This is a genomic window from Microvirga massiliensis, from assembly GCF_001006805.1.
GTDB lineage: Bacteria > Pseudomonadota > Alphaproteobacteria > Rhizobiales > Beijerinckiaceae > Microvirga > Microvirga massiliensis.
In genome coordinates this window covers 989120-1015089 of sequence record NZ_LN811350.1, presented here as the reverse complement: position 1 = coordinate 1015089, position 25970 = coordinate 989120, and the positions used below count along the sequence as shown (strand labels likewise).

Below are 25970 nucleotides of genomic sequence, written 5' to 3'. Positions count from 1 at the left end.
CCCGAGCCCTGGTACGTAGCTCGCGATGAGTAAGTGCCCGCGTCACGGCCGTGCCTCGGCACGATGCAGTGGAGCGGCCCGTTGCCGACGCACCGGCGCGTTCTCTTCGCGAAGCCAAGCCAGGAGCGCTGCAATGCCGTCTTTCCACGGACGGGGCGTCCGCAATCCGAGTTGCTGATGCGCTCGGCGCGTATCGGAAACGTAGTAGCGCTGGTCGCCCGCCCTCCAATCGGAGAAGTTCGTGGCCACGCGCTGACCGAGAAGGCTTTCCATATAGGCAAGAAGTTGGCGCAGGCTGATGGCGTTCGCGGTTCCTCCTCCGAGATTGAATGCATGGCCCGCGACACGATCAATCCGCATCCAGGCATTCACATAGGCTTCGATGGCGTCCTGCACATCGAGGACATCGCGAACCTGACAACCATCGCCGTAGATGACGATCGGCTCACCCTTGAGCGCACGAATCAGGAAATGGGCGACCCAGCCTTGATCTTCGGTTCCCATCTGGCGCTGCCCGTAGATGCAACTCATCCGGAGCACACAGGTCGGAACGCCGAAGGATCGCGCATAATCGAGCACATACTGATCGGCTGCCCCCTTCGAGCAACCATACGGCGTATGGAAATCGAGAGGCCTGTCCTCGCCGATGCCCGTGCCGCGGAGCGAAACATCGGCCGGCAGGTAGGCATCGCCGGTCCTCTCAAGCACGACGTCCGCCAGATCTCCATAGACCTTGTTGGTGGAAGCGAAGAGGAGCGGCGTGCGCTCATTTCGCCGCCGCAGGGCTTCGAGCAGGTGGATCGTGCCACGAAGATTGATGTCGAAATCCTCGCGGGGATTGTCCAGACTCGTCGTGACCGCCACCTGCGCCGCAAGGTGAAACACCGCCTGCGCCTCGGCCGCGGCATTTGCGACGGCAGCCTCGTCCCGGATATCGGCGATCACCGACGAGATCCGTTCGGGATGGCGGCTCTTGAGCCAGGCCAAATTGCGCTCGACGCCTTCGCGCGAAAGGGCATCGAGGACGAGGACGTCCCTGCCCTCAGACGCGAGCCGATCCGCCAGATTCGACCCGATGAAACCGGCTCCGCCGGTGATGAGGATCGGCCTTCGGCGCAGGACAGTCGGTTTCACGGGTGACGTGGCGTCGGTCATGCGACGAGGCCTCGCGCTTCGAGTTCGCGCCGCGCCTCCTGAACACGGTCCCGCGCTTCCTGCCGGGCAACCCACTCGGCAAGTTCGGCAAGTCCCCGTGAGAAATCCTTCCGCGGCCGGAATCCGAGTTCCCGGGTGATGGAGGAAATATCTGCGATGCAGTGTCGGATGTCGCCGACGCGCGCCTTGCCGGCGATTTCGGGAGCGATGGGCCGGTCCATCGCCGACGCGAGGAGTCTCGCGACCTCGCTGACGGAACGATCCTCGCCGCTTCCGACGTTGAAGACCCCGCCGGGCGCCCGCTCGTGCTCGAGGCCGAGCACGAATGCCTCGGCGACATCCTCGACATGGACGAAATCCCGCCGCTGCTCGCCATCCTCGAAGATGATCGGTGGCTGACCGTTGTGCAGGCGCGATGCGAAGATCGCAAGGACGCCGGTATAGGGGTTCGAGAGCGCCTGACCGGGACCATAGGCGTTCCAGAGCCGGAGCGCGACGCCCTCCATTCCATAGGCCTGAGTCAGGGTGAGCGTCAGACGCTCCTGAACGTATTTCGTGAGCGCATAGACGGAGGCGAGCGTCGGGCGCTTCGATTCCGGCGTTGGGATGGGCACGAGAGGCCGGCCCTGGCGATCCAGCGGATCCCAGGGGTCGCCTGGCCGGGCACGCGGCACGCGGACAACATCCTCGATGATCCGACCATCGGCATCACGATAGAGGCCCTCTCCATAAATGCTCATCGACGAGGCGACGACCACTCGCCGGACGGGCTGGTCGATGAGCTGCTGAAAGAGCACGGCCGTCCCGTGGTCGTTGACGGAGACGTACCGGTCGACCGCGTACATGCTCTGCCCGACGCCAACCTCGGCGGCGAGGTGGATGACGCTGTCTACACCCCTCAGAGCCCGGGACAGGACATCCGTATCCCGTATGTCGCCCACGACCATCTCGACCTCACGATCGAGACCCTCGGGTGCGGCACGGCTGCCGTGGACCTGCTCGATGAGGCTGTCGATGACGCGGACGCGATGACCACGGGCCAGACAGGCTCGCGCCACATATCGGCCGATGAAGCCGGCCCCGCCTGTGATGAGGACAAGTTCTGCCACGAAGGGCCTCGTTCTGGAGTTTCGATGGACGACGAAGCGTCGCCGGAAGCATTCAGAATGCGCTGTCAGTGATGGACAGGTTGCGCAAAGCCGCAGGATGCGGAATCGTTATCGCGAGCGATGGTCTGCAGGCATGGATCGGTCGGCGACTGCCGAGCTGGGCATTGTTCCTCCTGAGCTTGGCATTTCCGCGACTCAACGCCTCGGCTTCATCTTTGTTCCCGCCCCGCTTCGACCTTTATGCCTCCCAAGGCTCCCCAAGCTGCAGATGCCGCGTGGAGAAATCGAGGGAACAACTCACCTTGTCCCGACGTTGACGGCCAAGCTTTGGGCTCTGGATTGAGCACGACCGGCGCATGCTCTGCGGCTGCCGCCTTGCTCTCGAGGGAATATCGACATGGGCGCCAGCAAGGTACGGGTCGGAGTCGTGGGCGTCGGCAACTGCGCCTCCTCCTTCATCCAGGGCCTTCACCATTACCGCGACGCTCGGGGCAATGAGCCCGTGCCGGGGCTGATGAACGTGGAGCTCGGCGGGTATCACGTCGGCGACGTCGAGATCTCCGCCGCGTTCGATATCGATGCTGCAAAGGTTGGGCTCGACGTCTCACAGGCGATTTTCGCGGGCCCCAACAACACCCAGCGCTTTGCCAATGTCCCGCCCAGCGGGATCCGGGTCAATCGCGGACCGACCTTCGACGGCCTCGGGAAATATCTTCGTGATACGGTCTCGGAGTCGGAGGAGGAGCAGGCCGACGTCGCAGGCGTGCTTAGAGAATCCGGCACCGAAGTGCTTGTGTCCTACCTTCCCGTAGGATCGCAACAGGCTTCCGAATGGTACGCCGAACGGGCCCTCGAAGCCGGTTGCGCCTATGTGAACTGTATCCCCGTTTTCCTCGCATCGCGGGCGGACTGGCGAAAGCGCTTCGAGGAGCGGGGCCTTCCCATCGTCGGTGACGACATCAAGAGCCAGGTCGGGGCGACCATCGTCCACCGGATCCTCGCCAATCTATTCCAGGAACGGGGCGTGCGTCTCGACCGCACCTATCAGCTCAATTTCGGCGGCAACACGGATTTCCAGAACATGCTCGAGCGCGAGCGCCTGGAATCGAAAAAGATCTCCAAGACGCAGGCGGTCACGAGCCAGCTTGGCATGCCCTTGGCCCCTGGCGATATCCATGTCGGTCCGAGCGATCACGTACCGTGGCTGACCGACCGCAAATGGGCTTACATCCGCCTGGAAGGCACGAGTTTCGGCGATGTGCCGCTCAATCTCGAAGTGAAGCTAGAGGTCTGGGATTCTCCGAACTCGGCCGGGATCGTGATCGATGCCGTGCGGTGCGCCAAGCTGGCTTTGGACCGGAAGATCGGCGGCGCTCTCATCGGCCCCTCGAGCTATTTCATGAAATCGCCCCCGGAGCAGTTCACGGACACCGAGGCGCGCGAGCGGACCATCCGGTTCATCGCAGGCCATGACGATTGAGGCGAAAGAGGTCTGTCGTGACGACGACATTCTTTCTCGTCCGCCATGCCACGCACGATCGCGTCGGGCGCATCCTCTGTGGTCGCATGCCCGGCGTCTCTCTCGGGGAGCAGGGGCGCCGGGAGGCTGCGCGCTTGGCCGATCGCTTCTCCGGATCGCGACTTGCCGCGATCTGGACATCGCCCCTCGAACGAGCCCGGGAAACCGCGGATCCCATCGCGTCACGCTGCGACTTGGCGGCGGAGACTTGCGACGGGATCACGGAAATCGACTTCGGGGCGTGGACGGGGCAATCGTTCGAGAGCCTCTCAGACGACCCGGAGTGGGTGCGCTGGAACGAATCCCGCGGCTCATCGCGCCCACCGGGCGGCGAGACGATGCAGCAGGTGCAGAGCCGCATGCTCTCGGCAATGGAAAGTCTGCGGCGTCGCTATGGCGAGGCGTCCGTCCTTCTCGTCAGTCACGGCGACGTCATCAAGGCGGCGATCCTGTACCATCTGGGGCTCTCGCTGGACCATTACGGGCGCTTCGACATCGATCCGGCCTCGATCAGCACGCTCGTCCTGGGCGACTGGGGATCCCGCCTCCTGCGCCTGAACGAAGCGGTCTGATGATGGATCCTGCCTTTCTCCGTTGGCACGTCATGTCTCGAGAGTCGGGGATTTCATGGCTTCCGTCTGAAGCTGCCGAGCACGATCACCGCCCTGATTGCGTCGGATTGGCGATCGCGGCCCCGGCACTTCGGCGGTACGGGCAGGAGCGTGTCGGAGGCGATGCCTTGCGATCAAGTACCGGGTCCACGGGGGCGCTCCACGGCTCCGAGGGCTCCCGATGAAGCTCGTCGTCTTCGGGCTGACCATCTCGTCGTCGTGGGGCAACGGACACGCAACCCTGTGGCGTGGTCTCGCCCGCGCGCTCGCCCGGCGCGGCCACCGCCTCGTCTTCTTCGAGCACGATGTCCCCTACTATGCCCAAAATCGCGATCTCTGGGAGATCGAGGGACACGATCTCGTGCTCTACGGAGCCTGGGAGGATGTTCGATACAGGGCCGCGGCCGAAGTCGCAGATGCCGACGCTGCCATCGTGACCTCCTATTGTCCGCACGGAATCGAGGCGACCGAGCTCGTCGTCGAACACGGCCGGGGATGCCGGACGTTCTATGATCTCGACACGCCTGTCACCCTCTCGCGCCTCGCCGCCGGGGAGACGACCACCTATATCGGAGCGCAGGGCCTCAGGGATTTCGATCTGGTTCTGAGCTATACCGGCGGAGCTGCACTGGAGCGGCTCGCACGCGACCTCGGCGCCCGCCGGGTTGCCCCGCTCTACGGGCATGTCGATCCCCAAATCCACCGACCCGCAACGCCGGTTGACCATTTTCGGGCCGACCTGTCCTATCTCGGGACCTATGCGGCGGATCGCCAGGATGCTCTCGAAGCCCTTTTCGTGGAGCCGGCACGCCGGTGCCCCGAACGCAGGTTCCTGATCGGCGGTGCGCAATACCCGCCCGACTTCCCCTGGTCGGAGAACATCTTCTTCGTTCGCCACACACCGCCATCGGATCATCCAGCCTTCTTCTCGTCGTCGCGACTGACCTTGAACGTCACCCGTGCCCCGATGGCTGCAATGGGCTGGTGTCCCTCTGGTCGTCTTTTCGAGGCGGCCTCCTGTGGAGCAGCGATCCTGTCCGACGACTGGGAAGGGCTCGATGCATTCTTCACGCCAGGGAGCGAGATCCTGGTCGCGCGGACGAGCGAGGATACGATCGCCGCACTGGACAAGGGCGATTCCGAACTCCGCCGCATTGCTCGAGCAGGCCGGGAGCGCACCCTCGAGGAGCATACGTCGGAGCGGCGTGTCGAGGAACTCGAGGCTCTCCTGGCGACGCCTGCCGAGCTACGCCCGCACGACGCAGCATTGGAGGCGTGACATGTGCCGACTAGCGAAGCTCGACGCATCATCGACCTTTCCGGTCGAGCATCGGCTGCGCGGGTCAGTCCTGGAGGTGTAAGATGTGGGGAATTGTGCCGGCGGCAGGCCTTGGGAGCCGTATTCAACCCCTCGCCTTCTCGAAGGAACTCCTGCCGGTCGGCAGCCGTCTCGATCACGGTATCGAGCGCCCCTGTGCCGTCAGCGAGTATCTCGTCGAACGCATGATCCGCGGAGGCGCCGACAAGATCTGCTTCGTCATCTCGCCAGGCAAATCCGACATCATGGAGTATTACGGCGCTGGCTATGGCAGTGCCTCGATCGCCTACGTCGTCCAACCGCAGCCGATGGGTCTGTGCGATGCTATCTTTCGTGCCGCTGCACTCATTGCGCAAGACGATCAGGTGATCGTCGGCCTCCCTGATACGATCTGGTTCCCCGAGGACGCGTTGTCGGCCCTGCCCGACGATATCCTGTCCTTCCTGCTCTTCCCGGTCGAGCAGCCTGAATTCTTCGACGCGGTCCTTCTCGACGAGAACGATGGCGTGCTGGAGATTCAGGTGAAGCAGAGGAATGCCGCATCACCTTGGGTCTGGGGTGCCTTCAAGATGCCCGGGCATGTGCTGCACGATCTGCATAGCCTCTGGCGCGATCGCGACCGCAAGGACGAATATTTCGGAACGCTCGTGAATGCTCATCTCGCCGCGGGCCACAAGGCTATCGGCATAAAGGCAGGCCGATCCTATGTCGATGTCGGTACATTGCACGGATACCGTGCTGCGATCAGGCTGCTCGCCGATACCGCCGAGCGGGACGAGACGGCGGGAGCGCGCGTAGCACTGGGCTGGCCCGCGGGTCGCGCAGGTCAGGGATTGCATGATGCAGCCAGGGAGTAGTGCAGGAGCCATGAATCTGATCGAGCCGACTTCGCCCGAAGACATCCGCCGTCGCGCAGAGGCGCTCGGCCCCTGGTTTCACAACATCGAACTCCGCGGAGTCTGGACGGCGCCGAATCACTTTCTAGGAAATTATCCCGCAGTGAAGTGGCGTGCTTTCGCGGACGAGATCCCCAAGGATCTAACCGGAAAGACGGTGCTCGATATCGGATGCAATGGTGGCTTCTACTCTCTGGAAATGAAGAAGCGCGGCGCCGATCGTGTCCTCGGGATTGACTTCGACGAGGACTACCTCGCGCAGGCCCGCTTTGCCGCGGATGTAACCGGGCTGGATATCGAGTTTCGAAAGCTTTCGGTCTACGACGTCGGCGCACTCCAGGAGCGCTTCGATGTCGTGCTCTTCATGGGTGTTCTCTATCATCTGAGGCATCCGCTGCTGGCACTCGATCTCATCCACGATCATGTCGCGAAGGACATGCTCGTCTTCCAGTCGATGCAGCGCGGCTCACCGGAAGTCGACGAGGTGGCGGAGAACTATACGTTCTGGGAGACTGCGCATTTCGAACGGCCGGGATATCCCAAGCTGCATTTCATCGAGCACCGCTACGCGGATGATCCGACGAACTGGTGGGCGCCGAACGCAGCCTGCGCGGAAGCCATGCTTCGAAGCTCCGGCTTCGAGATCGTGGGTCACCCCGAAAGCGAGGTCTATATCTGCCGCCGCACCGAGGCGCCCCACGGCACGAGTGCGGTCTACCCATCGCGAGGCGCTTGCCCATGACGGCGCCTCATGGGCTCAGGTAAACCCACGAACATGATCCGCGCCGAGACGCCTCATGGCATCGGCGCGGCCTATCCGCCGGGAGGGAGTTGCGCATGATCGAAGCTGCGATGATCTGGAACGAACCCAACAACAAGTCCCATTGGGACCCCGAGCTCGATCCGGATTGGACGCTGTTCGCCGAAATGGCGATCTCCGCATCGCGCGCTATTCATGCCGAGAATCCGCTTCTGCCGCGCGTGCTCGGTGGAATCTCGCCGATCGACCCGGCCTTCATCGTCAATCTGCAACGAAAAGGCGTCCTCGACCACATGGACGTGGTCGCCGTGCATGGCTTCCCCCTCGACTGGAACCTGTGGCAGATCCATGAATGGCCGGACAAGATCAACGAGATCCGCGCCGTGACGGACAAGCCGATCTGGGTCAGCGAAGTCGGAGTGTCGACCTTCGGTGCGGAAGAGGTGCAGGTCTGGGGACTCGACCGGACGGCGGAACTCCTCATCGGCCGCGCGCCGCGCATCCACTGGTACAGCCTCTACGACCTGCCGCGCGCGTGGGAAGCCACGACCCGCCACCGCGAAGCAGAAGGTTCCTCCTACTACCGGCATTTCTACATGGGACTCCTGCGTGAGAACGGCACGCCGAAGCCGGCCCTCGAAGCCTTCAGGAAACACGCACCGGAACTCGGGCTGTGCCAGTGGTTCCATTTCGAAGACCACCGCCTCGACGACGCCGTTGCCTGGATGAAAGAACTCGGCGTTACGTATTTGCGAACCGGGCTGTCATGGGCCGACAGCTTCCGCCCGAATGCGCTCGACTGGTTCGACAGGCAGATGGAAGCACTGGCCGATTTCAACGTGACCGTCACGTTCTGCTTCACCCCGGAGCATCGCGGCATTGCCCCCCATCACACGAGCCCGCCGCAGGTGAAGGAGGAATTCGCCGAGTTCTGCGCAACGATGATCCGGCGCTATGCTCCCGGCCGTAGTGATACGGTTGCAGGTCGACGGGAGGCGCTTGCCGTGTAGTGTGAAGTGGTGAGGCTTTGGTTGCTTGTTTTTGAAGTGTCGGCGCTGCCACCCTCACCCGCCGCCCTGCGGGCGTCGACCTTGCCCGTCGAGGGAGAGGTTAAGCGGCGGCCGCTCGCTCATCACCTCGACCCTTGCGGGAGAGGTCGCCCTAATTTGGCAGAACGAACCCAAAGGTGATCTGCGCGCTGCGCCATCTTCAGGTTATGTCCCCTGGAGTGGTGTAGTTGGATGGCAGAGAGATCGCCTGTCCGCGCGCCTTCCACAGCGCCGTAGTGGGCAGGCGATCTCACGGGGTCTTCGGCGATTTCCGGTTAGGCTTGGATTGCGATGCTGATCCGCGGCGATCAGCGGCTCTCGGAAATGCCAGTCTCGGAACAAGCCTCGATGATCGCCGTATCGGTATCATCATTCCTCCTGCCTGTGCCGCTCGTGTCGTTTGTCCTGGCCCCGTCGCCCGCATTGTAGACAGGTTGCACCGCTTGGCTCCGTCATAACAGCCATGTGCATCACCTGAGACGAACCGATCGTAGCCTCCGCCATTCGACCCGGGCGGAGTTCGGACGCGCTCTCCATCAGTCGCGCCCTAACGCTTCAAAGCGAGAGATGGACTTTTCCCCGAAGATGCGGCAACGGGCATCGCGCGCGGCGGTAACCCTCCGGCACCATCGGCTCCGCCCTCCGGAGAGGGCGCTGCCAAGCCCTTGGGCCTGCTCTCGAAATCAATCCCGAAAGCACGCTGGCCCGAGCTTGACCGTAAGGCCCGGGGGCGGGCACGTTGCGCCAGCCGATCGATTCGGCACAGTGCCAGAGGTCCACGTGTGCCCGAGAGTCTGACGCAAACATCCTCCGCGAGAACGATTGGGCTCCTGTGGGGACTTCTTGCCGCGGTCTTGATCATTCCTACGGCCCTGTTCGCGCTGACGGCATGGCAGAGCCGTGAGGAAGCGCTGCGTCAGGCTGCGATCACTTCGGAGCGGACTGCCCTGGCCCTGCAGGGACATGCCCAGAACGTCTTCGGTGCGTTCGACCTCGCCATCGAACGGATCGAAGACCGGGTAGCCGATCCGGGCTGGCAAGAACGGCAGAGTACCCTCGAGCTCCACTTCCTGATGAAGGAGATTGCCGAGAGCCGTCCACAGATCGGCTCGATCTGGCTCATCGATGCGGACGGCAAGGTGCGCGAAAGCAGCCTGCAACATCCGACAGACCCCATCGACGTGTCGGATCATGACTATATGAAGGCCTTCCGCGAGGGCCACCGGGCAACCTTCGTCGGAGAGCCCGTCGCATGGGGCCCCACCGAGAGCCTCGCTTTCACGGTTGCCCGCCCCCGCTTCGACGAGGACGGAGGTTTTGCGGGCGCTATCCTGATTGCGGCCTCTCCAGCTTACTTCGAGGACTTCTACAGGGAGAGCCTGCCTGCCCTGCCTCATTCCGCCGGTCTCGTGCGCAGCGATGGCGTCTTCCTGGTCCGTCAATCCCATCTCGCGGCAACATCCGGCACCGAGCGCGCCGGCGAGAATTTTCTCAAGGCCGTTGCCGAGGGCGGCACCGGCACCTGGGTCGGGCGATCACCCGTCGACGGGCTGCAGCGGATCACGACGGTCCGGAAACTCGAGCGCTTTCCGGTCTTCGTCGTATTCGGAATCAATACGAAGGCCGTCCTCGCCAAGTGGCGTGACCAGATGTGGGAATATGCTCTCTTCGCGATCCCGGCCATGATCGGACTAGTGTCGCTGTCCAGCCTTGCCCTCGTCCGCACGCGACGGGCCCATCTTGCGGCGATCCAGCTCGCGGACGAGATGCGCCGCCGTGAGACCTCCGAGGCGATGCTCGCGAAGGCGCAGCGCATGGAAGCCCTCGGCCAGCTCACCGGCGGCATCGCCCACGACTTCAACAATCTCCTGACCGTCATTCTCGGAAGCCTCGACCTCCTGGGCCGCGCGAAGGACGAGTCCCGGCGCAGCCGCCTGATCTCGACGGCGCTCCAGGCCGTCGAGCAGGGGCGCATCCTCACGTCCCAACTCCTGACCTTCAGCCGGCGCCAGGCGCTTTTCCCGGAACTCGTCGACCTCGATCACCTCATCCGCAGGATGGACGAGATGCTGGCGCGAACCTTACGCGGCGACATCCGGTGCGAGTTCGATCTCGGAGAGGATCTCGGCGTGGCCGAGGTGGACCCCTCCCAGCTCCAGATCGCCTTGATCAATCTGGCCGCCAATGCCCGTGATGCGATGCCGAAGGGTGGAACGTTTCGCATACGGACCTTCGCCACTCGCCGAGAGGGCCGTGACCTGATCGGGCTCGAGGTGAGCGATACCGGCGAAGGCATGCCGCCGGAGGTGCTGGCGCGGGCCGGAGAGCCGTTCTTCACCACGAAGGATATCGGGGAAGGCACCGGGCTCGGGCTCGCTCAGGTCCACGGCTTCGTCGAGCAATCGGGTGGAATCATCGATATCCGTAGCGTTCCCGGGCAGGGGACCACCGTCACCATGCTTTTGCCGCGCGTGAATGCCGGTCCCGGCCCTTGGCCCGAACTCGATACGGCCGGTACTTCGCCGGACCCGGTCTCACCAGCGCGTGTGCTTCTCGTAGAAGACAACGAGCAGGTTTCGGAGATTGCCCGCATGATCCTCGTCGAGCAGGGGCACGTGGTCCTGCAAGCCTCGGATGCGGTCTCGGCTTTGACCATCCTCTCCCGAGAGGCGGAGCGGCTGGATCTGGTGTTTGCAGACCTCGTGATGCCCGGAGAGCAGGATGGGCTCGATCTTGCTCATGCGATCCGGCGGCAATGGCCGCACCTGCCCATCATTCTCGCGACCGGGTTCGACGAGGCGGCCACGCGCGCGACGGAATCGGAATTTCCGCTCCTGGCGAAGCCCTATGAGGCGCAGGCCATCCACCGCGCCGTGCGGGACGCACTGTTCGCATCCCGCGCGCGTTCGAAGCCGCTACCGAAACCCTCCGTGCTTCTCTGATTGTGCCTTTCCGCTCTCGCCCTGTCGCACGTCGTTCGTCCGGACCGGCCAGGATTGCCGGATGAGCGTCGCGAGAGCGCAACAGTCCGGACGCCTCGCCGATGTACGCCGCCATGCCAGCCCGATCGTGCGGGACGGGGCATCGTCGGAAAACGGAATGAGCGCGACACGGCGCCGATCGACCTCGGCCTCTGCGCAGATCTCCGGCAGCAGCGTGATGCCGCGACCCGCCGCCACCATCTGGATGATCGTCGTCAGCGAGGTTGCGGCAAGAGCCTGCCGGGCCTGAACGCGCGCGAGTTGGCAATAGTGGAGCGCCTGCTCACGCAGGCAGTGCCCCTCCTCCAGCAGCAGGAGCCGCTCCTCCTGTATCCGGAGGCGTAGATCCGGGTAGTTCGTCCAGTTCTCTTCGGCTCGAGCCTCGACGGCGATCAGAAACCGGTCCTCGATCAACTTCTCGCTCTCGATGCCCGCCTGTCCCACGGGAAGAGCCAGCACGGCGGCATCCAGGTCACCGCGGGTGAGTTCCTCCAACAGAGTGGCGGTCTGGGTCTCCCGGATCTGCAGATCGAGAGAGGGATGAGCCTGCTCCGCCAGCGAGAGCAGGCGCGGAAGGAGATAGGGCGCGACGGAGGGGATGAGCCCAAGGCGAAACGGTCCCATCAGCGGGCCGCGCCGAAGATGGGCCTGCTCTGCAAGTTCCCGCACCTGCATCAGGATCTCCTCGGCCCGTCGCGCGATCTCCTGCCCCGTCGGAGTCAGGGATACCGGGCCGATGCCACGCTCCACGAGTTCGACCCCGAGTTCCCGCTCGAGTTCGCGAACCTGCATCGAAAGGGCCGGCTGGGTCACGGCACATTGCTGAGCTGCCTGCCTGAAATGGCGCGTACGGGCGAGCGCCTCGAAATAGCGAAGCTGGCGAAGGGTGATCACGTGATCAGGTTATCTGATCGTGGATGAAAGACAATGCGATTTGCCCTGATCGCCCTTCCCTGCCATGGTGCCGGCCAAGCTTCACAGGAGGATCGGAATGAGTGACCCCACTCCCACATTGACGACCACCGCCGGCGCGCCGGTTGCCGACAACCAGAACTCGGTCACGGCTGGCGCGCGCGGGCCGGTGCTGCTGCAGGATTACCAGCTCGTCGAAAAGCTCGCGCACCAGAACCGGGAGCGCATTCCGGAGCGGGTCGTGCACGCAAAGGGCTCCGGCGCCTACGGGACGCTGACCGTCACGCACGACGTCACGCAGTACACGAAGGCGAAATTCTTGTCGCAGATCGGCAAGTCGAGCGAGGTGTTCCTGCGCTTCTCGACGGTGGCTGGCGAGCGTGGCGCGGCGGATGCCGAGCGCGACGTGCGCGGCTTCGCCCTTAAGGTCTACACAGAGGAAGGCAACTGGGACCTCGTCGGCAACAACACGCCGGTCTTCTTCGTCCGCGATCCGCTGAAATTCCCCGATTTCATTCGCACGCAGAAGCGCCATCCGTCTACGAATCTTCGGTCGCCGACCGCGATGTGGGACTTCTGGTCCCTGTCCCCGGAGAGCCTGCACCAGGTCACGATCCTGTTCTCGGATCGCGGGCTGCCGCAGAACTACCGCGCGATGAACGGCTATGGATCGCACACTTACTCGTTCCTCAACGAGGCGGGCGAGCGCTTCTGGGTGAAGTTCCACTTCAAGTCGCTGCAGGGCATCGAGACCTGGACGAACCGGGAAGCCGAAGCCGTCGTCGCGAAGGACCGGGAGAGCGCTCAGCGCGACCTCTATGAGGCGATCGAGCGTGGCGAATTCCCGCGCTGGCGGTTCTGCGTTCAGATCATGCCCGAAGCGGATGCCGAGAAGACACCCTACAATCCCTTCGATATCACGAAGGTCTGGCCACATGCCGATTACCCGCTGATCGAGGTCGGTATCCTTGAGCTCAATCGTAACGCGGAGCACTACTTCGCCGAGGTCGAGCAATCCTCGTTCTCGCCCTCCAACATCGTACCCGGGATCGGCTTCTCGCCGGACAAGATGCTGCAGGGACGGATCTTCGCCTATGCGGACGCGCATCGCTATCGCGTCGGCACGCATTACGAGATGCTGCCCGTGAACCGGCCGCGCTGCCCGGTCCATCACTATCATGCCGACGGATCGATGCTGATGGAGATCCCGAAGCGCGGGAACGCCTATTATGAGCCGAACTCGTTCAACGGCCCGGTCGAGGATAAGCGCTTTGCCGAGCCGCCGCTCGCCATTTCCGGCGATGCGGACCGCTACGATCACCGCGCCGGCAATGATGATTACACCCAGCCCGGCAATCTCTTCCGGCTGATGACGCCGGAACAGCAGGGAAGGCTGATGGACAACATCGCCGAGGCCATGCAGGGTGTGCGGGCCGAGATCGTGAAGCGCCAGATCGTGCACTTCTATCTGGCGGACAAGGCCTACGGCCTCGGGGTCGCGGAGCGCATGGGCCTCTCCCCTGCCGAAGTGATCCCGCAGGCGGCGGAGTAGCGTCTCGGGCACCCCTCGTAGCGCGGCGCCCTCCGATTCGGGAGGCGCCCACCCACTCGAAGGAGACACCCCATGCCAGTCGATGTGAAATACACCACACAGGCCACCGCGACCGGTGGCCGTGACGGAAGAGCCAAGACGGCTGACGGCAGCTTGGACGTGAAGCTGGCAACCCCGAAGGAGCTCGGGGGCGGCGGGGGCGAGGGGAACAATCCCGAGCAGCTCTTCGCCGCTGCCTATTCCGCCTGCTTCCTGGGTGCTCTGAAGGTCGCAGCCGGGAAGGAGAAGGTCCCGGTTCCGCCTGACACGACCGTGACTGCTACCGTCGGGATCGGTCCGCGTTCCGAAGGGGGCTTCGGTCTGGATGTCGGGCTTCGGGTAGCAATGCCGGGGACCGACCGCGCCCAGGCCGAGCGTCTCGTCGAGATGGCGAACCAGATCTGCCCCTATTCCAATGCGACCCGCGGCAACGTCAATCTCCGGCTGGAGGTCGCCTGACGGACCTTCCGGTAAGGCGCCTCGCGGTGACCCGGGAGGACGCGTTCGCGTAAAAACGAGAGAGGCGGCTCCACCTGCATGGAGCCGCCTCTCTGGCTTCTCCCCCTGACTGACGGGATCTGCCTCGCCCCTCCGGGCACAGGTGCAGCCAGTTCGGAAATGGCACGGCCCATGGAGCCAGCGTCCCGCGGATGCGTTGTCGCGCCAAACGATCGGAGCCTCGTCCGAAGCCCTTGATGAATTCTACTGATGGAGAATGGAATGCTGGATACGAATAGCGGCCTCAATCGCTGGGCCCCTCAGGCCTTAGCGGTCCTGCGCATCGTGGCGGCGCTGATATTCCTGCTGCACGGGTCCCAGAAACTGTTTGGGTTCCCGCCCTCGGGGAATCCCTTACCCCCCATGTTCTCACTGTTCTGGATCGGTGCCGTTATCGAGCTGGTCGGCGGGATCCTGTTGATCCTCGGCTTGTTCACCCGACCAGTGGCCTTCGTTGTCGCGGGCGAGATGGCCGCTGCCTACTGGATGTTTCACGCTCCGAAAGACCTGTTCCCGACCAACAACGGGGGCGATGCTGCCATCCTCTACTGCTTCGTCTTCCTGCTCCTCGTCTTCACCGGGCCCGGCGCATGGAGCATGGACGGAGCAAGGGCGCAATCGGGGCCGAGGCCATCCTGGGAGCGCTGAGGAGGCACCTCGCGTCTGCTGACCTCGGCATTGCTGAACGAGCGGGCCGTCCCCGGACGTCCCGCCAGATGTCACGATTCAGGAAACCCACTCGCCCGAACGCATAACCGCCTCGGCTTCGCCGGCCGCGGTAATGCCATCGATGTCGATGCTCTGCGAGCCGATCATCCAGTCGATATGGATCAGGCTCGAATTTGCGCCTCTGGCAGCAAGTTCCTCCGCGCTCATCGCGAGACCGCCCTGCAGGCAGTTGCTGTAAGCCTGACCGAGCGCGATGTGGCTTGCCGCGTTCTCGTCGAAGAGCGTGTTGAAGAACAGAAGACCGCACCGCGAGATCGGGGAGGAATAGGGCACGAGCGCCACTTCGCCGAGCCGGCGGGCACCGTCATCGGTCTCGAGCACCTTGCGGAGCACCTCCTCTCCGGTGCGAGCCCGCGCCTCGACGATCCGCCCGCCCTCGAAGCGCACGGCGATGTCCTCGATCAGCGTGCCCTGATAGGAGAGCGGCTTCGTACTCCGCACGGTTCCCTCGACCCGGTCCTTGTGGGGTGTCGTGAACACCTCCTCGGTCGGGATGTTGGGGTTGCACACGATCCCGTTCTGCGCTGCCGTCGATCCGCCGAGCCAGAGATGGCCGTCGGCGAGGCCGACCTGCAGGTCAGTCCCCTCGCCCTTGAAGTGCAAGGTCCGGTACTGCTTCGCATTCAGGAGATCGCACCGGGCCTGAAGGCTCCGATTGTGCTCCCGCCATGAAGCAACCGGATCCGCGCCATCGACGCGGGATGCCGCGAAGATCGCGTCCCACAGGAGCGCAACGGCCCGGTGCTCCGGCTCATCGGGGAACACGGCTTTCGCCCAGGCGGGCGTCGCATAGGCCACGATGCTCCAGTTGATCGCATATTGCGTGATGAGCTCGAGCGCCGGGCGGTAGGCCTGCGAGCGGGCCCGGTTCGCGCGGGCGACCTTGTCGGGATCCTGCCCGGCCAGGAGAGCCGGATCGTCGCCGCGGATCGCGAGGCGCGCCGCACCGCTCCGGTAGGCTGCGGCCATCGCGTCGTAGAGCCAACCATTCGTCTTGTCGAAGCTCTCGTCCGGCGCCAGCCGGAATCGAGCGAGCGTCGCCTCCTCGTCCTCGAACAGGGTCGTGACGAGTGAAGCGCCGGCCCGATAGGCGTGTTCCGTGATGCGTCGTGCGAGTGGCAGCGCCTCGACCGGGGCCGTCATGACGAGTTCCTGTCCGGGCCTCAGTCCGAGGCCGACGTGAACGGCAATGAGCGCCAAGCGGTCGAGGCGCTCGTCATGCGAAACGGCTCCGGTTTCCGTCCTGAGGGCATCCATGATCGACTCCCGATTTGCTGCTCGGGGTAGTCGAGATGAGCCGCGATGTCACGTATGGAGAGCCGGAGTGCCGCGCAACGGGACTCCGTGCGCGACCCAATCGAATGGCCGAGCTTTCACTTCGCGCGCGGATCGAGGGCATCCCTCAAGCCGTCGCCGAGCAGATTGAAGCTGAGGACGGTGATGAAGATCGCGAGGCCCGGCCACACCGCCATCCAGGGTGCATTCGTGAGGAAGCGCTGAGCGGCGTTCAGCATGAAACCCCAGGAGGGTGCAGGCGGCTGCTGGCCGAGTCCCAAGAAGGACAGGCTCGCCTCGGCGATCACGGCGGCCGCAATCGTGAGCGTCGCTTGGACGAGCAGTTGCGGCAGCACGTTTGGCAGGATGTGGCGCACGGCGATGCGCCAATGCGGGTTCCCGATCGCCCGGGCGGCCTCGACGTAATCCTCGGATCTGACGGATAGCACCTGCCCGCGCGTCAGCCGGACGAAGATCGGCGTGGCCGTGATGCCGATCGCGATCATGGCGTTTCCGAGACTCGGGCCCAGGAAAGCCGCGAGCGCGATCGCGAGGATCAGGAAGGGGCAGGCCAGCATCGCGTCCGTCAGGCGGCTGATCAGCCCGTCGAGCAGCCCGCCGACGTAACCTGCCAGGAGGCCGAGCGGCACGCCGACGGCGATCGCGATCGCAACCGATATGACACCGGCGGAGAGCGATGCGCGAGCGCCGTAGATGATACGGCTGAGGATGTCGCGGCCGACCTCGTCCGTCCCGAACCAATGGGCCGCCGAAGGCGCTTTGCGCACGGCTGACCAGCTCTGCTGGGCCGGATCGTAGGGCGCGATCAATGGCGCAAAAATCGCGACGAGGATGATCAGAACGATTATGCCGAGGGCTACCATCGCACCCTTGCGATGCGCGAGCCGGCGTAAGGCCCGTCGGCTGGGACTCTCGATTGCGAATGCGGAATCGGCCGTTTCGGGTGCCGGGGCCGTAGTTGGATCCATGACCTCGGCGCCGGGATGCCGGGGTTCCCGATCATGGGTGCTCGTCCCTGAGGCAGTCGCCGTGCTCATGACCTCAGCCTCGGATTGACGAGAATATAGCCGATATCTGCCAGGAGGTTGAGGGCGATGTAGGTCGTCGCCGTCACGAGCACCACGCCCTGCACGACTGCGTAGTCACGGTTGAAGACCGCATCGACAATCAGCTTGCCGAAGCCCGGGATCGTGAAGATCTGTTCGGTGAGCACCGCGCCCGACAGGAGAGTTCCGAATTCGAGAGCCCCGAGCGTGATGACCGGCGTCAGCGCATTGCGCATGGCGTGCTTCAGGACCACGCGGCGCTCCGCAAGGCCCTTCGCGCGGGCCGTGCGCACGTAATCGCTCTGCAGGGCCTGGAGCATCGCACTTCGCGTATGCCGCATGATGACTCCGGCGATCGCGTTGCCGAGCACGAAGGCGGGCATGATCGTAGTCGCAAGGCTCTGACGCCAGTCTTCCCAGAGCGGAACGTAGCCCGAGGCCGGCAGCCAGCCGAGCGTCACCGCAAACAGGAAGATCATCATGATCCCGAGCCAGAAGTTCGGGGTCGAGATGCCCCAAAGCGCCAGCACGTTCACGGCATAGTCCCACACGGTATCCTTCTTGACCGCGGAGATGATCCCGGCGCTGATCCCGATCACGAGCGCAATGACCATCGCCATGGTGGCAAGCTGTAGCGTCACCGGAAGCTTCTGGATGATCAGATCACCCACCGAGGTCTTCAGGCGCATCGACTCGCCGAGATCGCCGGTCAGGACGCCCTTAATCCAGTAGAGATACTGGACCGGCACGGGCTGATCGAGGCGATACTGGCGGCGGATCTGCTCGATGACTGCCGGGTCCCTCTCCTCCCCCGCCATGATCAGCGCCGGGTCGCCCGGTAGCAGTTGCTGCAGCGAAAAGATGATCACCGAGACGAAGAACAGGGTCGGGACGAGCTGAACGAGGCGTTTGCCGATCAGGGTGAGCATCGCGGTCTTACATCGCTCCGAGATCCATGACGTGAATCGGGATGTTTCGCTTCGTTAGCCGACCAGACGGCATCGGGCCGCGAAGCGGCGGCCCGATGCCCATGCCGGCTCTACTTCATTTTCACGCCCTGGAGGCGCACGAGGCCGTCGGGCATCTGCTTATAGCCCTCGACCTTGTTCGAATGCGCGATCAGGATCTTGCGATGGTAGAGGTACTGGATTCCGCCTTCGCTCAGCAGCTTCTGCGCAAGCTTCTCGTAGATCGCCTTGCGTTCCTTCGGATCGCTCTTGACGCGCGACTCGTCGAGCCATGCATCGGCTTGCGCGTCGGAGTAGCCGCTGTAGTTCAGCGGCGCCTTCGTCTTGTGGAAGCTGTAGACGTTGCCGTCGGGATCCGTCCGTCCCGACCAGGCCAGCATGAAGGCCTGATAGCGGCCATCCTCGGCTTCCTTGAGGCCGGTGGCGAACTCCACGATCCGGATCTTCATGTCGAATCCGGCTTCGGCGGCCATGGCCTGGATCACCTCAGCCACCGCGCGGACCTCGGGATTGTTGGGCACCATGAAATCGACCGTGACCGGGGTTTTGACGCCGGCCTCTTGAAGGAGCTCCTTCGCCTTCTCGACGTCGCGGCTCGGAACTGGCAGCGATTCCTGGTAATATGGATTTTCGGGGCTGACCCATTGGTTGCCCGGCACGAACTCGCCGTTGAAGACGACCTGGTTGATCGCTTCACGGTCGATCGCCAGTCCCAGAGCCTGCCTGACGCGCGCATCCTGGCCGAGCGGCCCCTTGGAAGCCTCGCCATTCGCGATATTGATCGTCATGCCCTGATAGCCGAGTTCCGTGATCGCGACGAGCTTCAGGCTCGCGTTCGAGCGGATCTCCTTGATGTCGGTCGCGAGCGCACGCTCGATGAGATCGAGCTGTCCTGCCTTCAGATTCGCGAGGCGTACGGTCGAGTCCGCGATCGGAAGGAAAGTGACACGATCGATGTAGATTCGGTCCTTGTCCCAGTAATCGGCAAACTTCTCGAGAACAATCCGATCCTGCTGCACACGCTCGACGAATTTGAAGGGACCCGCACAGACCGGTTGCTGGCCGAACCTATCACCAGCCTCCTTGGCGGCCTTCGGGGAAACGATCATGCCGGCCCTGTCGGTGAGTTGCGCCAGGAGCGGCGAGAAGGGTGTCTTGAGGACGAGCCGGACCGTCGTGGGATCGACGGCCTCGACCCTGTCCACAGCCGCGAGTTCCGGCTTGCGGAAGGAGCCCTGCATCGTCAGATGCCGGTCAAGCGAAAACTTCACGGCTTCCGCATCCATCGGCTCGCCATCGTGAAACTTGACGTTCGGGCGGAGCTTGATCGTCACCTGCTTTCCATCCGGAGAGATCTCGTGCGAGAGCGCGAGCTGCGGGACGAGATTCAGCTTCTCGTCGATGTCGAACAGCTTGTCGCAAAGGGACGCGAAGACGATCCGGCCCACATAGGTCCTGGCGAGTGTCGGATCGAGCACATCGGGATCCTCCGCGAGCCCGATCCTGATATTCGTCTGTGCCTGTGCGAACCCGGCACTTGCGACAATGGCTGCAAAGCTGGCGAGCCCGGCGACGAGCGTTCTCCTCATCCTCTTCTCCCTGGTTCGCGTCCCGATCGGACGCGGTTGTCGTTCATTGGCGCCCCACGATTGTAAGCACTTCGCGTGCCATGCAAAGCCGGGTCATGGCTCTCCGGCCGCAAAGGCTCCGAAGAGGCGCTCGAGGCGCGGGTCGACGCGGCCCTCACGGGGAAGGGCGTCGGCCGCCGAGGGCAGTTCCCGCCAGAAATGACATGCGCTGGCATGTCCCGTGCCGTCATCCTCGAGCATGGGCCTGTCGCGCCGGCACAGATCGGTGGCATAGGGACATCTCGGATGCAGGTGGCAGCCCGGAGGCGGATGGATCGGGCTTGGAACATCTCCTTCCAGGATGCGGCGCTCGCGCCGGGCCGCAGGCGACGCGACCGGGATGGCCGACAGAAGGGCTCGCGTATAGGGATGCCGCGGATCGGCGAAGACCTCGTCGGATGAGCCGGTCTCGACGATGCGGCCCAGATACATGACCGCGATCCGGTCGGCGATATGCTTTACCACGCCGAGGTCATGCGAGATGAAGATGTAGGCAAGGCCGAGCCGTGCCTGAAGATCCTTGAGGAGGTTGAGAATCTGGGCGCGGATCGAGACGTCCAGAGCCGAAACGGCCTCGTCGCAGACGATGATCTTTGGTTCGACTGCAAGAGCCCGGGCGATCACGATCCGCTGGCGCTGCCCCCCGGAGAATTCGTGCGGATAGCGAGCGCCCTGGTGTGGCTGGAGGCCGACGAGGTGCAACAGTTCCGCAACGCGCGAGCGTCGCTCGCCAGCCGGCACGATGCCGTGGAGCATCAGCGGCTCGGAAAGAATCTCCCCGACCGTCATGCGTGGATTGAGGGATGCAAACGGATCCTGGAAGATGAGCTGGATCTTGCGCCGATAGGGCCTGAACTTGCGATCGTCGAGCGTCGTCACGTCCTCGCCGTCGAGCAGGATCCGTCCGTCGGTCGCGGGAATGAGCCGCATCACGAGACGCCCGACCGTCGACTTGCCGCAGCCGGATTCTCCGACGATGGCAAGCGTCTCGCCAGATTTGAGAGCGAACGAAACACCGTCGACCGCCTTGACGGTCGTCAGCGGACGCCCGAAGGCGGAACGTGTCGCCGCGAAATGCTTGACGAGATTCTCGACCTCCAGGACGGGCGCCGTCATGATTGGGTTTCATCCCATTCGCGACAAAGCGCGGCGTTTCCCCCCTCACCCGCCCCTTCGGGGCGACCTCTCCCGTCAAGAGAGAGGTGAAGGTACATTTGGGTTCGTTCTGCCAAACTCGGGCGGCCTCTCCTACAAGGGGCAAAGCGTCCGGGTGAGGGTGACAGCGTTACGAGGGGAACCATCACCATCACGCGACGAGCCTCTCCAGCGGCGCACGCCAGCAGCGCGAAAGATGTCCTCCCTCGATCTCGGCAAGTGGCGGCATTTCCTCACATTGCGAAATCCTGAACGGACACCTGGCCTGGAAACGGCATCCCTGCAAGGGCGCCGACATGTTGGGGACGGCACCCTGAATCGCGGCAAGCCGTGGACGGCGGTGCTCGAGTCTCGGCAACGCGCCGAGAAGCCCAACCGTATAAGGATGCTGCGGGAACCGGAAGAGCTCGTCAACGGAAGCCCGCTCGACCACCTGGCCGGCATACATGACGATCACCTCGTCGCACACTTCCGCCACCACGCCGAGATCATGGGTGATGAGGATGATCGCAGCCGAACTCTCCTCACGGAGCTTGCGCATGAGCTCGAGGATCTGCGCCTGAATCGTGACGTCGAGCGCCGTCGTGGGCTCATCGGCAATGAGGAGCTTCGAGTCGCAGGCAAGCGCCATTGCAATCATCACCCGCTGGCGCATGCCGCCGGACAAGCGATGCGGGTAATCGTGGAAGCGAGCCTCCGGATTCGGAATCCGGACGCGGCGGAGCATGTCGATCGCACGCCGATCCGCGTCCTTTCGCGAGACGTCGCGGTGCTGAACAATCGCCTCGACGATCTGATCGCCCACCGTATAGGACGGGTTGAGCGACGTCATCGGCTCCTGGAAGATCATCGCGAGGCGATTGCCCCTCAGGTCACGCAGAGTGCGGTCGCTCTGCTTCAGGAGATCCTTTTTTTCGAACCGGACTTGTCCAGAAACCCGGGCGCTGCCCTTCGGCAGGAGCCCCATGATCGCGAGCGACGTCACGCTTTTCCCGCAGCCAGATTCTCCAACGATGCCGAGGGTCCGCCCCGCCTCGACGGAAAAGCTCACTCCGTCGACGGCGCGGGTCGTGCGGCCGTCCTGGCCCGAAAAGACGACCTCGAGGTCTCGCACGTCGAGGAGAGGCTCGGTCATGCGGACGCATTCTCCTTCTCTTCGGCCACCATCGACTCTGCGATGCGCCGTTCGAGTTCGTCGCGATCCGTGATCCCGGCGGGATTGTGCCGAGACGGCATGAACTTCCTGTAGTGCAGGTAACGGCCGCGGCCAACTTCCTCGAGGCGAGCGAGTTCGGTCAGCGGATCCGGATGATCATCGACCCGGATATCGATGTAGGGATATTCCTCGTCGTCGTGGATCTGGAGTGCGGCGGATTGCTTTCCGCGCTTGTCGCCGCCGGCTGCCTCGCCTGCCTTCAGGGCCGCGAGGAAGCGCTGTGCGAGCGGCAGATGCTGTGACGCCGCGAATACCTCTGCGGTTGCCTCGATGACCTCCGGTCCGGCGAGCATGTTGCCGGCAACCGAGAAAGTGTCCCGCACGAGATGCCCGCACCAGGGCACGCAGCCGTCTCCGGTATAGGCCGCGAAGAGTCCGTTTCGATCGACCGCGTGAACCTGCCGCTGGCTGCGTCCCTGATCGGCGCTCGTGACAATCCGGATCATGTCCTCCGCGCTCGCGCCGGCGCGCAACAATTCGAGTCCGCGATAGCCATAGAATGGATTCACGAAGGCCTGCGATGCGATCGCGCCGACGCCGGTTGCGATGAAAGGCACCCGCGCGCCGACCGCGAAGGCGCAGGTCGACACCGCGATTCCAAAATGTCCGGTTTTCTTATCCCGGGAAACGATCGACCAGGTCACTGTTCGTCTCTCCCATGGTCCGCGAACGACAGTCGCAGCGGCCTTACCGGCCGGCCGCGTAACCCTGCATGCCGCGCGGGTTCGCGGCGGCTCGGAGGCGGGTTCCGTCCCGCGACGCAGCCGTCAGCCGTCCCTCCGACCAGTCCGGACCGACTTCGACGATGTGGCCGCGCCGGCGAAGTTCCTCGACCGTTGCCGCCGGCACCCGACCCTCCACGACGATGACGCCCGGTCGCGAGGTCCGCGGCCAGAAGGAGGACGGGAAATGCTCCGTGTGCCACGCAGGGGCATCGATCGCCTCCTGGAGATTCATCCCGGCATGGACATGCCTGAGGAAGAATTGCGGGATCCACTGATCCTGCTGGTCCCCGCCGGGCGTGCCCCACGAGAGATACGGCTCGCCGTCGCGCAATGCCATCGTGGGCGAGAGCGTCGAGCGCGGGCGCTTCCCGGGCTGGAGTGCCGCCGGATGCTCCTCGTCGAGCACGAACATCTGCGCGCGCGTCCCGAGGCAGAAGCCGAGTTCCGGGATGATCGGCGACGATTGCAGCCATCCTCCGGACGGCGTGCCGCTGATCATGTTGCCCATCCGGTCGATGATGTCGAAATGCACCGTGTCGCCGCGGGATTGCCCCATGCGGCCGACCGTCGGCTCGCCCGCCCCGGAAGCCCCGACGGCTTCGCGCGCGCCCTGCGTGGCGCGCACGGCAATTCGTTTTCCGAAGCCCGGGACGGTGCCGGGGCGCAGGTCGAGTGACGCGCGATCCGCGATGAGCGAGCGGCGCTCGTCGTTGTAAGCGTCCGACAGGAGAGTCTCGACCGGCACCTCGACGAAGGCCGGATCGCCATAGAAAGTGTCGCGATCCGCAAAGGCGAGCTTCGCGGCCTCGACCTGGAGATGGATGAAATCCGGGCCTGCCGGATCGAGACCGTCGAGCGCGAAGCCCTTCATCAGCGCAAGCTGCTGCAGAGTGACCAGTCCCTGCGCCCAGGGTCCCGGCTTCAGGACGGTATAGCGACCATATGCATACGAGAGTGGCGCCTCTACCGTCGCCTGCCAAGCCGCCATGTCCGCGCCGGTCAGGACGCCGCGATGCGGGTGACCGGAGACATCCATGACCTCCTGGGTGCGGCAATAGCGATCAATCGCCTCGGCGATGAACCCTTGCGACCAGACCTGGCGGGCTCGCTCGATCTGCCGCTCACGATCGCCACCGGCCGCTTCGGCCTCGGATAGCACCCGGGCATAGGTGTCCGCGAGGACGGGATTGCGAAACAGATCGCCAGGCTTCGGAACGCGACCGTTTGGAAGATAAAGGGCCGCGGAGGTGGGCCAGTGTTCCCGGAAGAGGCCCTCGACGGTCTCGATCGTGGCGCAGATGCGCTCGACGAGCGGGTAGCCGTTCCGGGCATAGGAGATCGCCGGCGCCAGCACGTCACCGAGGCGCATTGTGCCGTAATCCCGCAGGAGCAGCATGTAGGCATCGAAGGTACCGGGAATGCATGCCGCGAGCAATCCGGTGCCCGGCACGAGATCGAGGCCGAGCGACCGGTAATAGGGAATGGTGGCTCCGGCCGGCGCTGGCCCCTGCCCGCAGATCACCTCCGGTTTTCCACGCTTCACGTCATACACGATGAGCGGCACGTCTCCGCCCGGGCCATTGAGATGCGGCTCCACAACCTGGAGGGTAAAGGCCGTCGCGACTGCCGCATCGAAGGCGTTGCCGCCGCGTTCCAGGATCCCCATCCCGACGGCCGTTCCGATCCAGTGCGTGGAGGCGACGACGCCGAAGGTCCCATCGATCTCGGGGCGCGTGGTGAAAGGGTTTGGTGAGATGAAGGACAAACCGGGACCTCAGAGCAGCGGCGGAACAGGCGTGACAGGCCCCGAAGGAGCCGGGTCGAGTTTGCGGCGCACGAGGTCGCCGGGTCAAGCCGGCTGTGCCCGCAGTCCATTCGTCGAGAGGCGCGGGGGCCCTCCCCCGCCGTGGTTTTCGGCATTCCCTGCTCGCCGCGAATGTCGGTCATCAAAGTGCACCCGCCGACTGGATCCGTCTGTGGCGGCGCCTCTTGAAGAAGACCATCACCATGAAGAGCACGCCCATGGCCGCCACGAGAGCAGCCGGGGCCGACACGGCCTTGAAGCCGAACATCGCGTAGAGGATCGCACCGCTGCCGGCGCCCGCAGTGAATGCACACCACAGGAGAGCATGCGGAGCCCAGCTCCACGGCCTGCCGCGCCCGAGGAGAGCTCTCCCGAGCCCCTGGCCCACGCTCACGAGCGTGCCCGTCATGAAGGTCACGCCCAGACGCACGCCTCCCACAGAGTGCAAAGCGGTATTCTGAACTCCCATGGCCGCCACGACGGGAAGGATTGCATCGGCTCGAGACCACCCGAACCCGGCGAGGGCCACGGAGAAGGCAAGCAAGCCGCCCTCGAGCAGCAGCACGATCGGCAACGCCCAGCCCCCCGTGAGTCCGCCTATGATCGTTGCGGTGGTCGCGCTGACGAGAAAGGCTGTGATGAGAAGGCCTGCCTGATAGACCGCATTCCAGTGGGCTTCGCTCATCCCGATGCCCAGCGAAATGCTGGCACCGCTCATGAACGACGCGTAGAAGCCACCGAGCGCGATGTAACCAACGGCGTCGACGTATCCTGCGACCGCGACGAGCAAGACGCCCAGGCCGATCCGCGCCTGTGCGTCCGTGTCGATGATTACCGGTGCCTCCTGGCGTGGCGCTGCATCGGTGCCGGCGCCGGGAGGGTGCGAGACGGCCTTCGACGCGCTCATTCCCGTTTCATCCATGAGGCGGTGCGGCAATCACGCGAAGAGTGGAAGTTCCCGTCGCACCGGAGACGTCCTGCGATCGCATTCGCGAACAGAAATA

General features: G+C 64.2%; 22 protein-coding genes. 10 read left to right on the top strand and 12 right to left on the bottom strand.

The genetic code is table 11. The annotated features are described in order from the left end of the window. Positions 1-42: 42 nt before the first annotated feature. Both BN1233_RS04680 and BN1233_RS04675 read right to left on the bottom strand, forming a co-directional pair. On the bottom strand, positions 43-1155 hold the full coding sequence (locus tag BN1233_RS04680) for an SDR family NAD(P)-dependent oxidoreductase (protein WP_046862195.1): 1113 nt from the start codon (positions 1153-1155) through the stop codon (positions 43-45). Continuing rightward, the gene (locus tag BN1233_RS04675) at positions 1152-2264 is read right to left on the bottom strand and encodes an SDR family NAD(P)-dependent oxidoreductase (protein ID WP_046862194.1); all 1113 of its coding nucleotides are present in this window, start codon (positions 2262-2264) and stop codon (positions 1152-1154) included. The genes BN1233_RS04680 and BN1233_RS04675 overlap by 4 nt, the downstream gene beginning before the upstream one ends. A 397-nt stretch (positions 2265-2661) precedes the next feature. On the opposite strand from BN1233_RS04675, the gene BN1233_RS04670 reads away from it, so the two are divergent. From BN1233_RS04670 to BN1233_RS04640, 7 genes are all read left to right on the top strand, one after another. Next, on the top strand, positions 2662-3744 hold the full coding sequence (locus tag BN1233_RS04670) for an inositol-3-phosphate synthase (RefSeq protein ID WP_046862193.1): 1083 nt from the start codon (positions 2662-2664) through the stop codon (positions 3742-3744). A 17-nt stretch (positions 3745-3761) separates the two neighbouring features. Then, entirely contained in the window at positions 3762-4355 is a 594-nt protein-coding gene (locus BN1233_RS04665; RefSeq protein ID WP_046862192.1) for a histidine phosphatase family protein, read from the top strand. Between the two features lie 220 nt (positions 4356-4575). Then, positions 4576-5673: a CgeB family protein gene (locus BN1233_RS04660; protein ID WP_046862191.1), complete on the top strand. Its 1098-nt coding sequence runs from the start codon at positions 4576-4578 to the stop codon at positions 5671-5673. An 83-nt stretch (positions 5674-5756) separates the two neighbouring features. After that, the gene (locus tag BN1233_RS04655; protein WP_046862190.1) at positions 5757-6569 is read left to right on the top strand and encodes a sugar phosphate nucleotidyltransferase; all 813 of its coding nucleotides are present in this window, start codon (positions 5757-5759) and stop codon (positions 6567-6569) included. Positions 6570-6579: 10 nt separating this feature from the next. Continuing rightward, entirely contained in the window at positions 6580-7350 is a 771-nt protein-coding gene (locus tag BN1233_RS04650; RefSeq protein WP_046862189.1) for a TIGR04290 family methyltransferase, read from the top strand. A 95-nt stretch (positions 7351-7445) separates the two neighbouring features. Then, a complete protein-coding gene (locus BN1233_RS04645) occupies positions 7446-8378 on the top strand; it encodes a glycoside hydrolase 5 family protein (protein ID WP_046862188.1) in 933 nt (310 codons plus the stop codon). Between the two features lie 821 nt (positions 8379-9199). Further along, on the top strand, positions 9200-11359 hold the full coding sequence (locus BN1233_RS04640) for a hybrid sensor histidine kinase/response regulator (protein WP_046862187.1): 2160 nt from the start codon (positions 9200-9202) through the stop codon (positions 11357-11359). Here the strand turns inward: BN1233_RS04640 and BN1233_RS04635 are convergent. Next, positions 11333-12292: a hydrogen peroxide-inducible genes activator gene (locus BN1233_RS04635; protein ID WP_046862186.1), complete on the bottom strand. Its 960-nt coding sequence runs from the start codon at positions 12290-12292 to the stop codon at positions 11333-11335. The two genes, BN1233_RS04640 and BN1233_RS04635, sit on opposite strands and share 27 nt — an antisense overlap. Before the next feature lie 97 nt (positions 12293-12389). On the opposite strand from BN1233_RS04635, the gene BN1233_RS04630 reads away from it, so the two are divergent. From BN1233_RS04630 to BN1233_RS04620, 3 genes are all read left to right on the top strand, one after another. Continuing rightward, the gene (locus tag BN1233_RS04630) at positions 12390-13862 is read left to right on the top strand and encodes a catalase (protein ID WP_046862185.1); all 1473 of its coding nucleotides are present in this window, start codon (positions 12390-12392) and stop codon (positions 13860-13862) included. Between the two features lie 72 nt (positions 13863-13934). Then, on the top strand, positions 13935-14360 hold the full coding sequence (locus BN1233_RS04625; protein ID WP_046862184.1) for an organic hydroperoxide resistance protein: 426 nt from the start codon (positions 13935-13937) through the stop codon (positions 14358-14360). Between the two features lie 261 nt (positions 14361-14621). Continuing rightward, positions 14622-15047 carry a DoxX family protein gene (locus BN1233_RS04620; protein WP_046862183.1) on the top strand — a complete coding sequence of 142 codons (426 nt, stop codon included), beginning with the start codon at positions 14622-14624 and terminating at the stop codon, positions 15045-15047. 78 nt (positions 15048-15125) lie between these two features. Here the strand turns inward: BN1233_RS04620 and BN1233_RS04615 are convergent, their stop codons facing one another. From BN1233_RS04615 to BN1233_RS04575, 9 genes are all read right to left on the bottom strand, one after another. Continuing rightward, on the bottom strand, positions 15126-16385 hold the full coding sequence (locus BN1233_RS04615; protein WP_046862182.1) for an aminopeptidase: 1260 nt from the start codon (positions 16383-16385) through the stop codon (positions 15126-15128). A 116-nt stretch (positions 16386-16501) separates the two neighbouring features. Then, positions 16502-17392 carry an ABC transporter permease gene (locus BN1233_RS04610; protein ID WP_046862505.1) on the bottom strand — a complete coding sequence of 297 codons (891 nt, stop codon included), beginning with the start codon at positions 17390-17392 and terminating at the stop codon, positions 16502-16504. 65 nt (positions 17393-17457) lie between these two features. Next, entirely contained in the window at positions 17458-18399 is a 942-nt protein-coding gene (locus BN1233_RS04605) for an ABC transporter permease (protein ID WP_046862181.1), read from the bottom strand. Between the two features lie 110 nt (positions 18400-18509). Next, positions 18510-20027 carry an ABC transporter substrate-binding protein gene (locus tag BN1233_RS04600; protein WP_046862180.1) on the bottom strand — a complete coding sequence of 506 codons (1518 nt, stop codon included), beginning with the start codon at positions 20025-20027 and terminating at the stop codon, positions 18510-18512. Positions 20028-20120: 93 nt separating this feature from the next. Continuing rightward, positions 20121-21182 (bottom strand): ABC transporter ATP-binding protein, encoded by a 1062-nt coding sequence (locus tag BN1233_RS04595; protein WP_046862179.1) that lies wholly within the window; start codon positions 21180-21182, stop codon positions 20121-20123. Between the two features lie 190 nt (positions 21183-21372). Next, positions 21373-22356 carry an ABC transporter ATP-binding protein gene (locus tag BN1233_RS04590; RefSeq protein WP_046862178.1) on the bottom strand — a complete coding sequence of 328 codons (984 nt, stop codon included), beginning with the start codon at positions 22354-22356 and terminating at the stop codon, positions 21373-21375. Then, the gene (locus BN1233_RS04585; RefSeq protein ID WP_046862177.1) at positions 22353-23081 is read right to left on the bottom strand and encodes a DUF1028 domain-containing protein; all 729 of its coding nucleotides are present in this window, start codon (positions 23079-23081) and stop codon (positions 22353-22355) included. The genes BN1233_RS04590 and BN1233_RS04585 overlap by 4 nt, the downstream gene beginning before the upstream one ends. 43 nt (positions 23082-23124) lie before the next feature. After that, positions 23125-24927 (bottom strand): gamma-glutamyltransferase family protein, encoded by a 1803-nt coding sequence (locus tag BN1233_RS04580; RefSeq protein ID WP_046862176.1) that lies wholly within the window; start codon positions 24925-24927, stop codon positions 23125-23127. A 181-nt stretch (positions 24928-25108) separates the two neighbouring features. Beyond that, entirely contained in the window at positions 25109-25873 is a 765-nt protein-coding gene (locus BN1233_RS04575) for a YoaK family protein (RefSeq protein ID WP_048708763.1), read from the bottom strand. Between the last annotated feature and the right edge of the window lie 97 nt (positions 25874-25970).

What these genes read in the sequence shown, in the direction of transcription:
- BN1233_RS04680 (WP_046862195.1), bottom strand. Translation starts at nt 1,155, where the DNA reads ATGACCGACGCCACGTCACCCGTGAAACCGACTGTCCTGCGCCGAAGG.
- BN1233_RS04670 (WP_046862193.1), top strand. Translation starts at nt 2,662, where the DNA reads ATGGGCGCCAGCAAGGTACGGGTCGGAGTCGTGGGCGTCGGCAACTGC.
- BN1233_RS04660 (WP_046862191.1), top strand. Translation starts at nt 4,576, where the DNA reads ATGAAGCTCGTCGTCTTCGGGCTGACCATCTCGTCGTCGTGGGGCAAC.
- BN1233_RS04655 (WP_046862190.1), top strand. Translation starts at nt 5,757, where the DNA reads ATGTGGGGAATTGTGCCGGCGGCAGGCCTTGGGAGCCGTATTCAACCC.
- BN1233_RS04650 (WP_046862189.1), top strand. Translation starts at nt 6,580, where the DNA reads ATGAATCTGATCGAGCCGACTTCGCCCGAAGACATCCGCCGTCGCGCA.
- BN1233_RS04645 (WP_046862188.1), top strand. Translation starts at nt 7,446, where the DNA reads ATGATCGAAGCTGCGATGATCTGGAACGAACCCAACAACAAGTCCCAT.
- BN1233_RS04630 (WP_046862185.1), top strand. Translation starts at nt 12,390, where the DNA reads ATGAGTGACCCCACTCCCACATTGACGACCACCGCCGGCGCGCCGGTT.
- BN1233_RS04625 (WP_046862184.1), top strand. Translation starts at nt 13,935, where the DNA reads ATGCCAGTCGATGTGAAATACACCACACAGGCCACCGCGACCGGTGGC.
- BN1233_RS04620 (WP_046862183.1), top strand. Translation starts at nt 14,622, where the DNA reads ATGCTGGATACGAATAGCGGCCTCAATCGCTGGGCCCCTCAGGCCTTA.
- BN1233_RS04615 (WP_046862182.1), bottom strand. Translation starts at nt 16,385, where the DNA reads ATGGATGCCCTCAGGACGGAAACCGGAGCCGTTTCGCATGACGAGCGC.
- BN1233_RS04610 (WP_046862505.1), bottom strand. Translation starts at nt 17,392, where the DNA reads ATGGATCCAACTACGGCCCCGGCACCCGAAACGGCCGATTCCGCATTC.
- BN1233_RS04605 (WP_046862181.1), bottom strand. Translation starts at nt 18,399, where the DNA reads ATGCTCACCCTGATCGGCAAACGCCTCGTTCAGCTCGTCCCGACCCTG.
- BN1233_RS04600 (WP_046862180.1), bottom strand. Translation starts at nt 20,027, where the DNA reads ATGAGGAGAACGCTCGTCGCCGGGCTCGCCAGCTTTGCAGCCATTGTC.
- BN1233_RS04595 (WP_046862179.1), bottom strand. Translation starts at nt 21,182, where the DNA reads ATGACGGCGCCCGTCCTGGAGGTCGAGAATCTCGTCAAGCATTTCGCG.
- BN1233_RS04590 (WP_046862178.1), bottom strand. Translation starts at nt 22,356, where the DNA reads ATGACCGAGCCTCTCCTCGACGTGCGAGACCTCGAGGTCGTCTTTTCG.
- BN1233_RS04575 (WP_048708763.1), bottom strand. Translation starts at nt 25,873, where the DNA reads ATGAGCGCGTCGAAGGCCGTCTCGCACCCTCCCGGCGCCGGCACCGAT.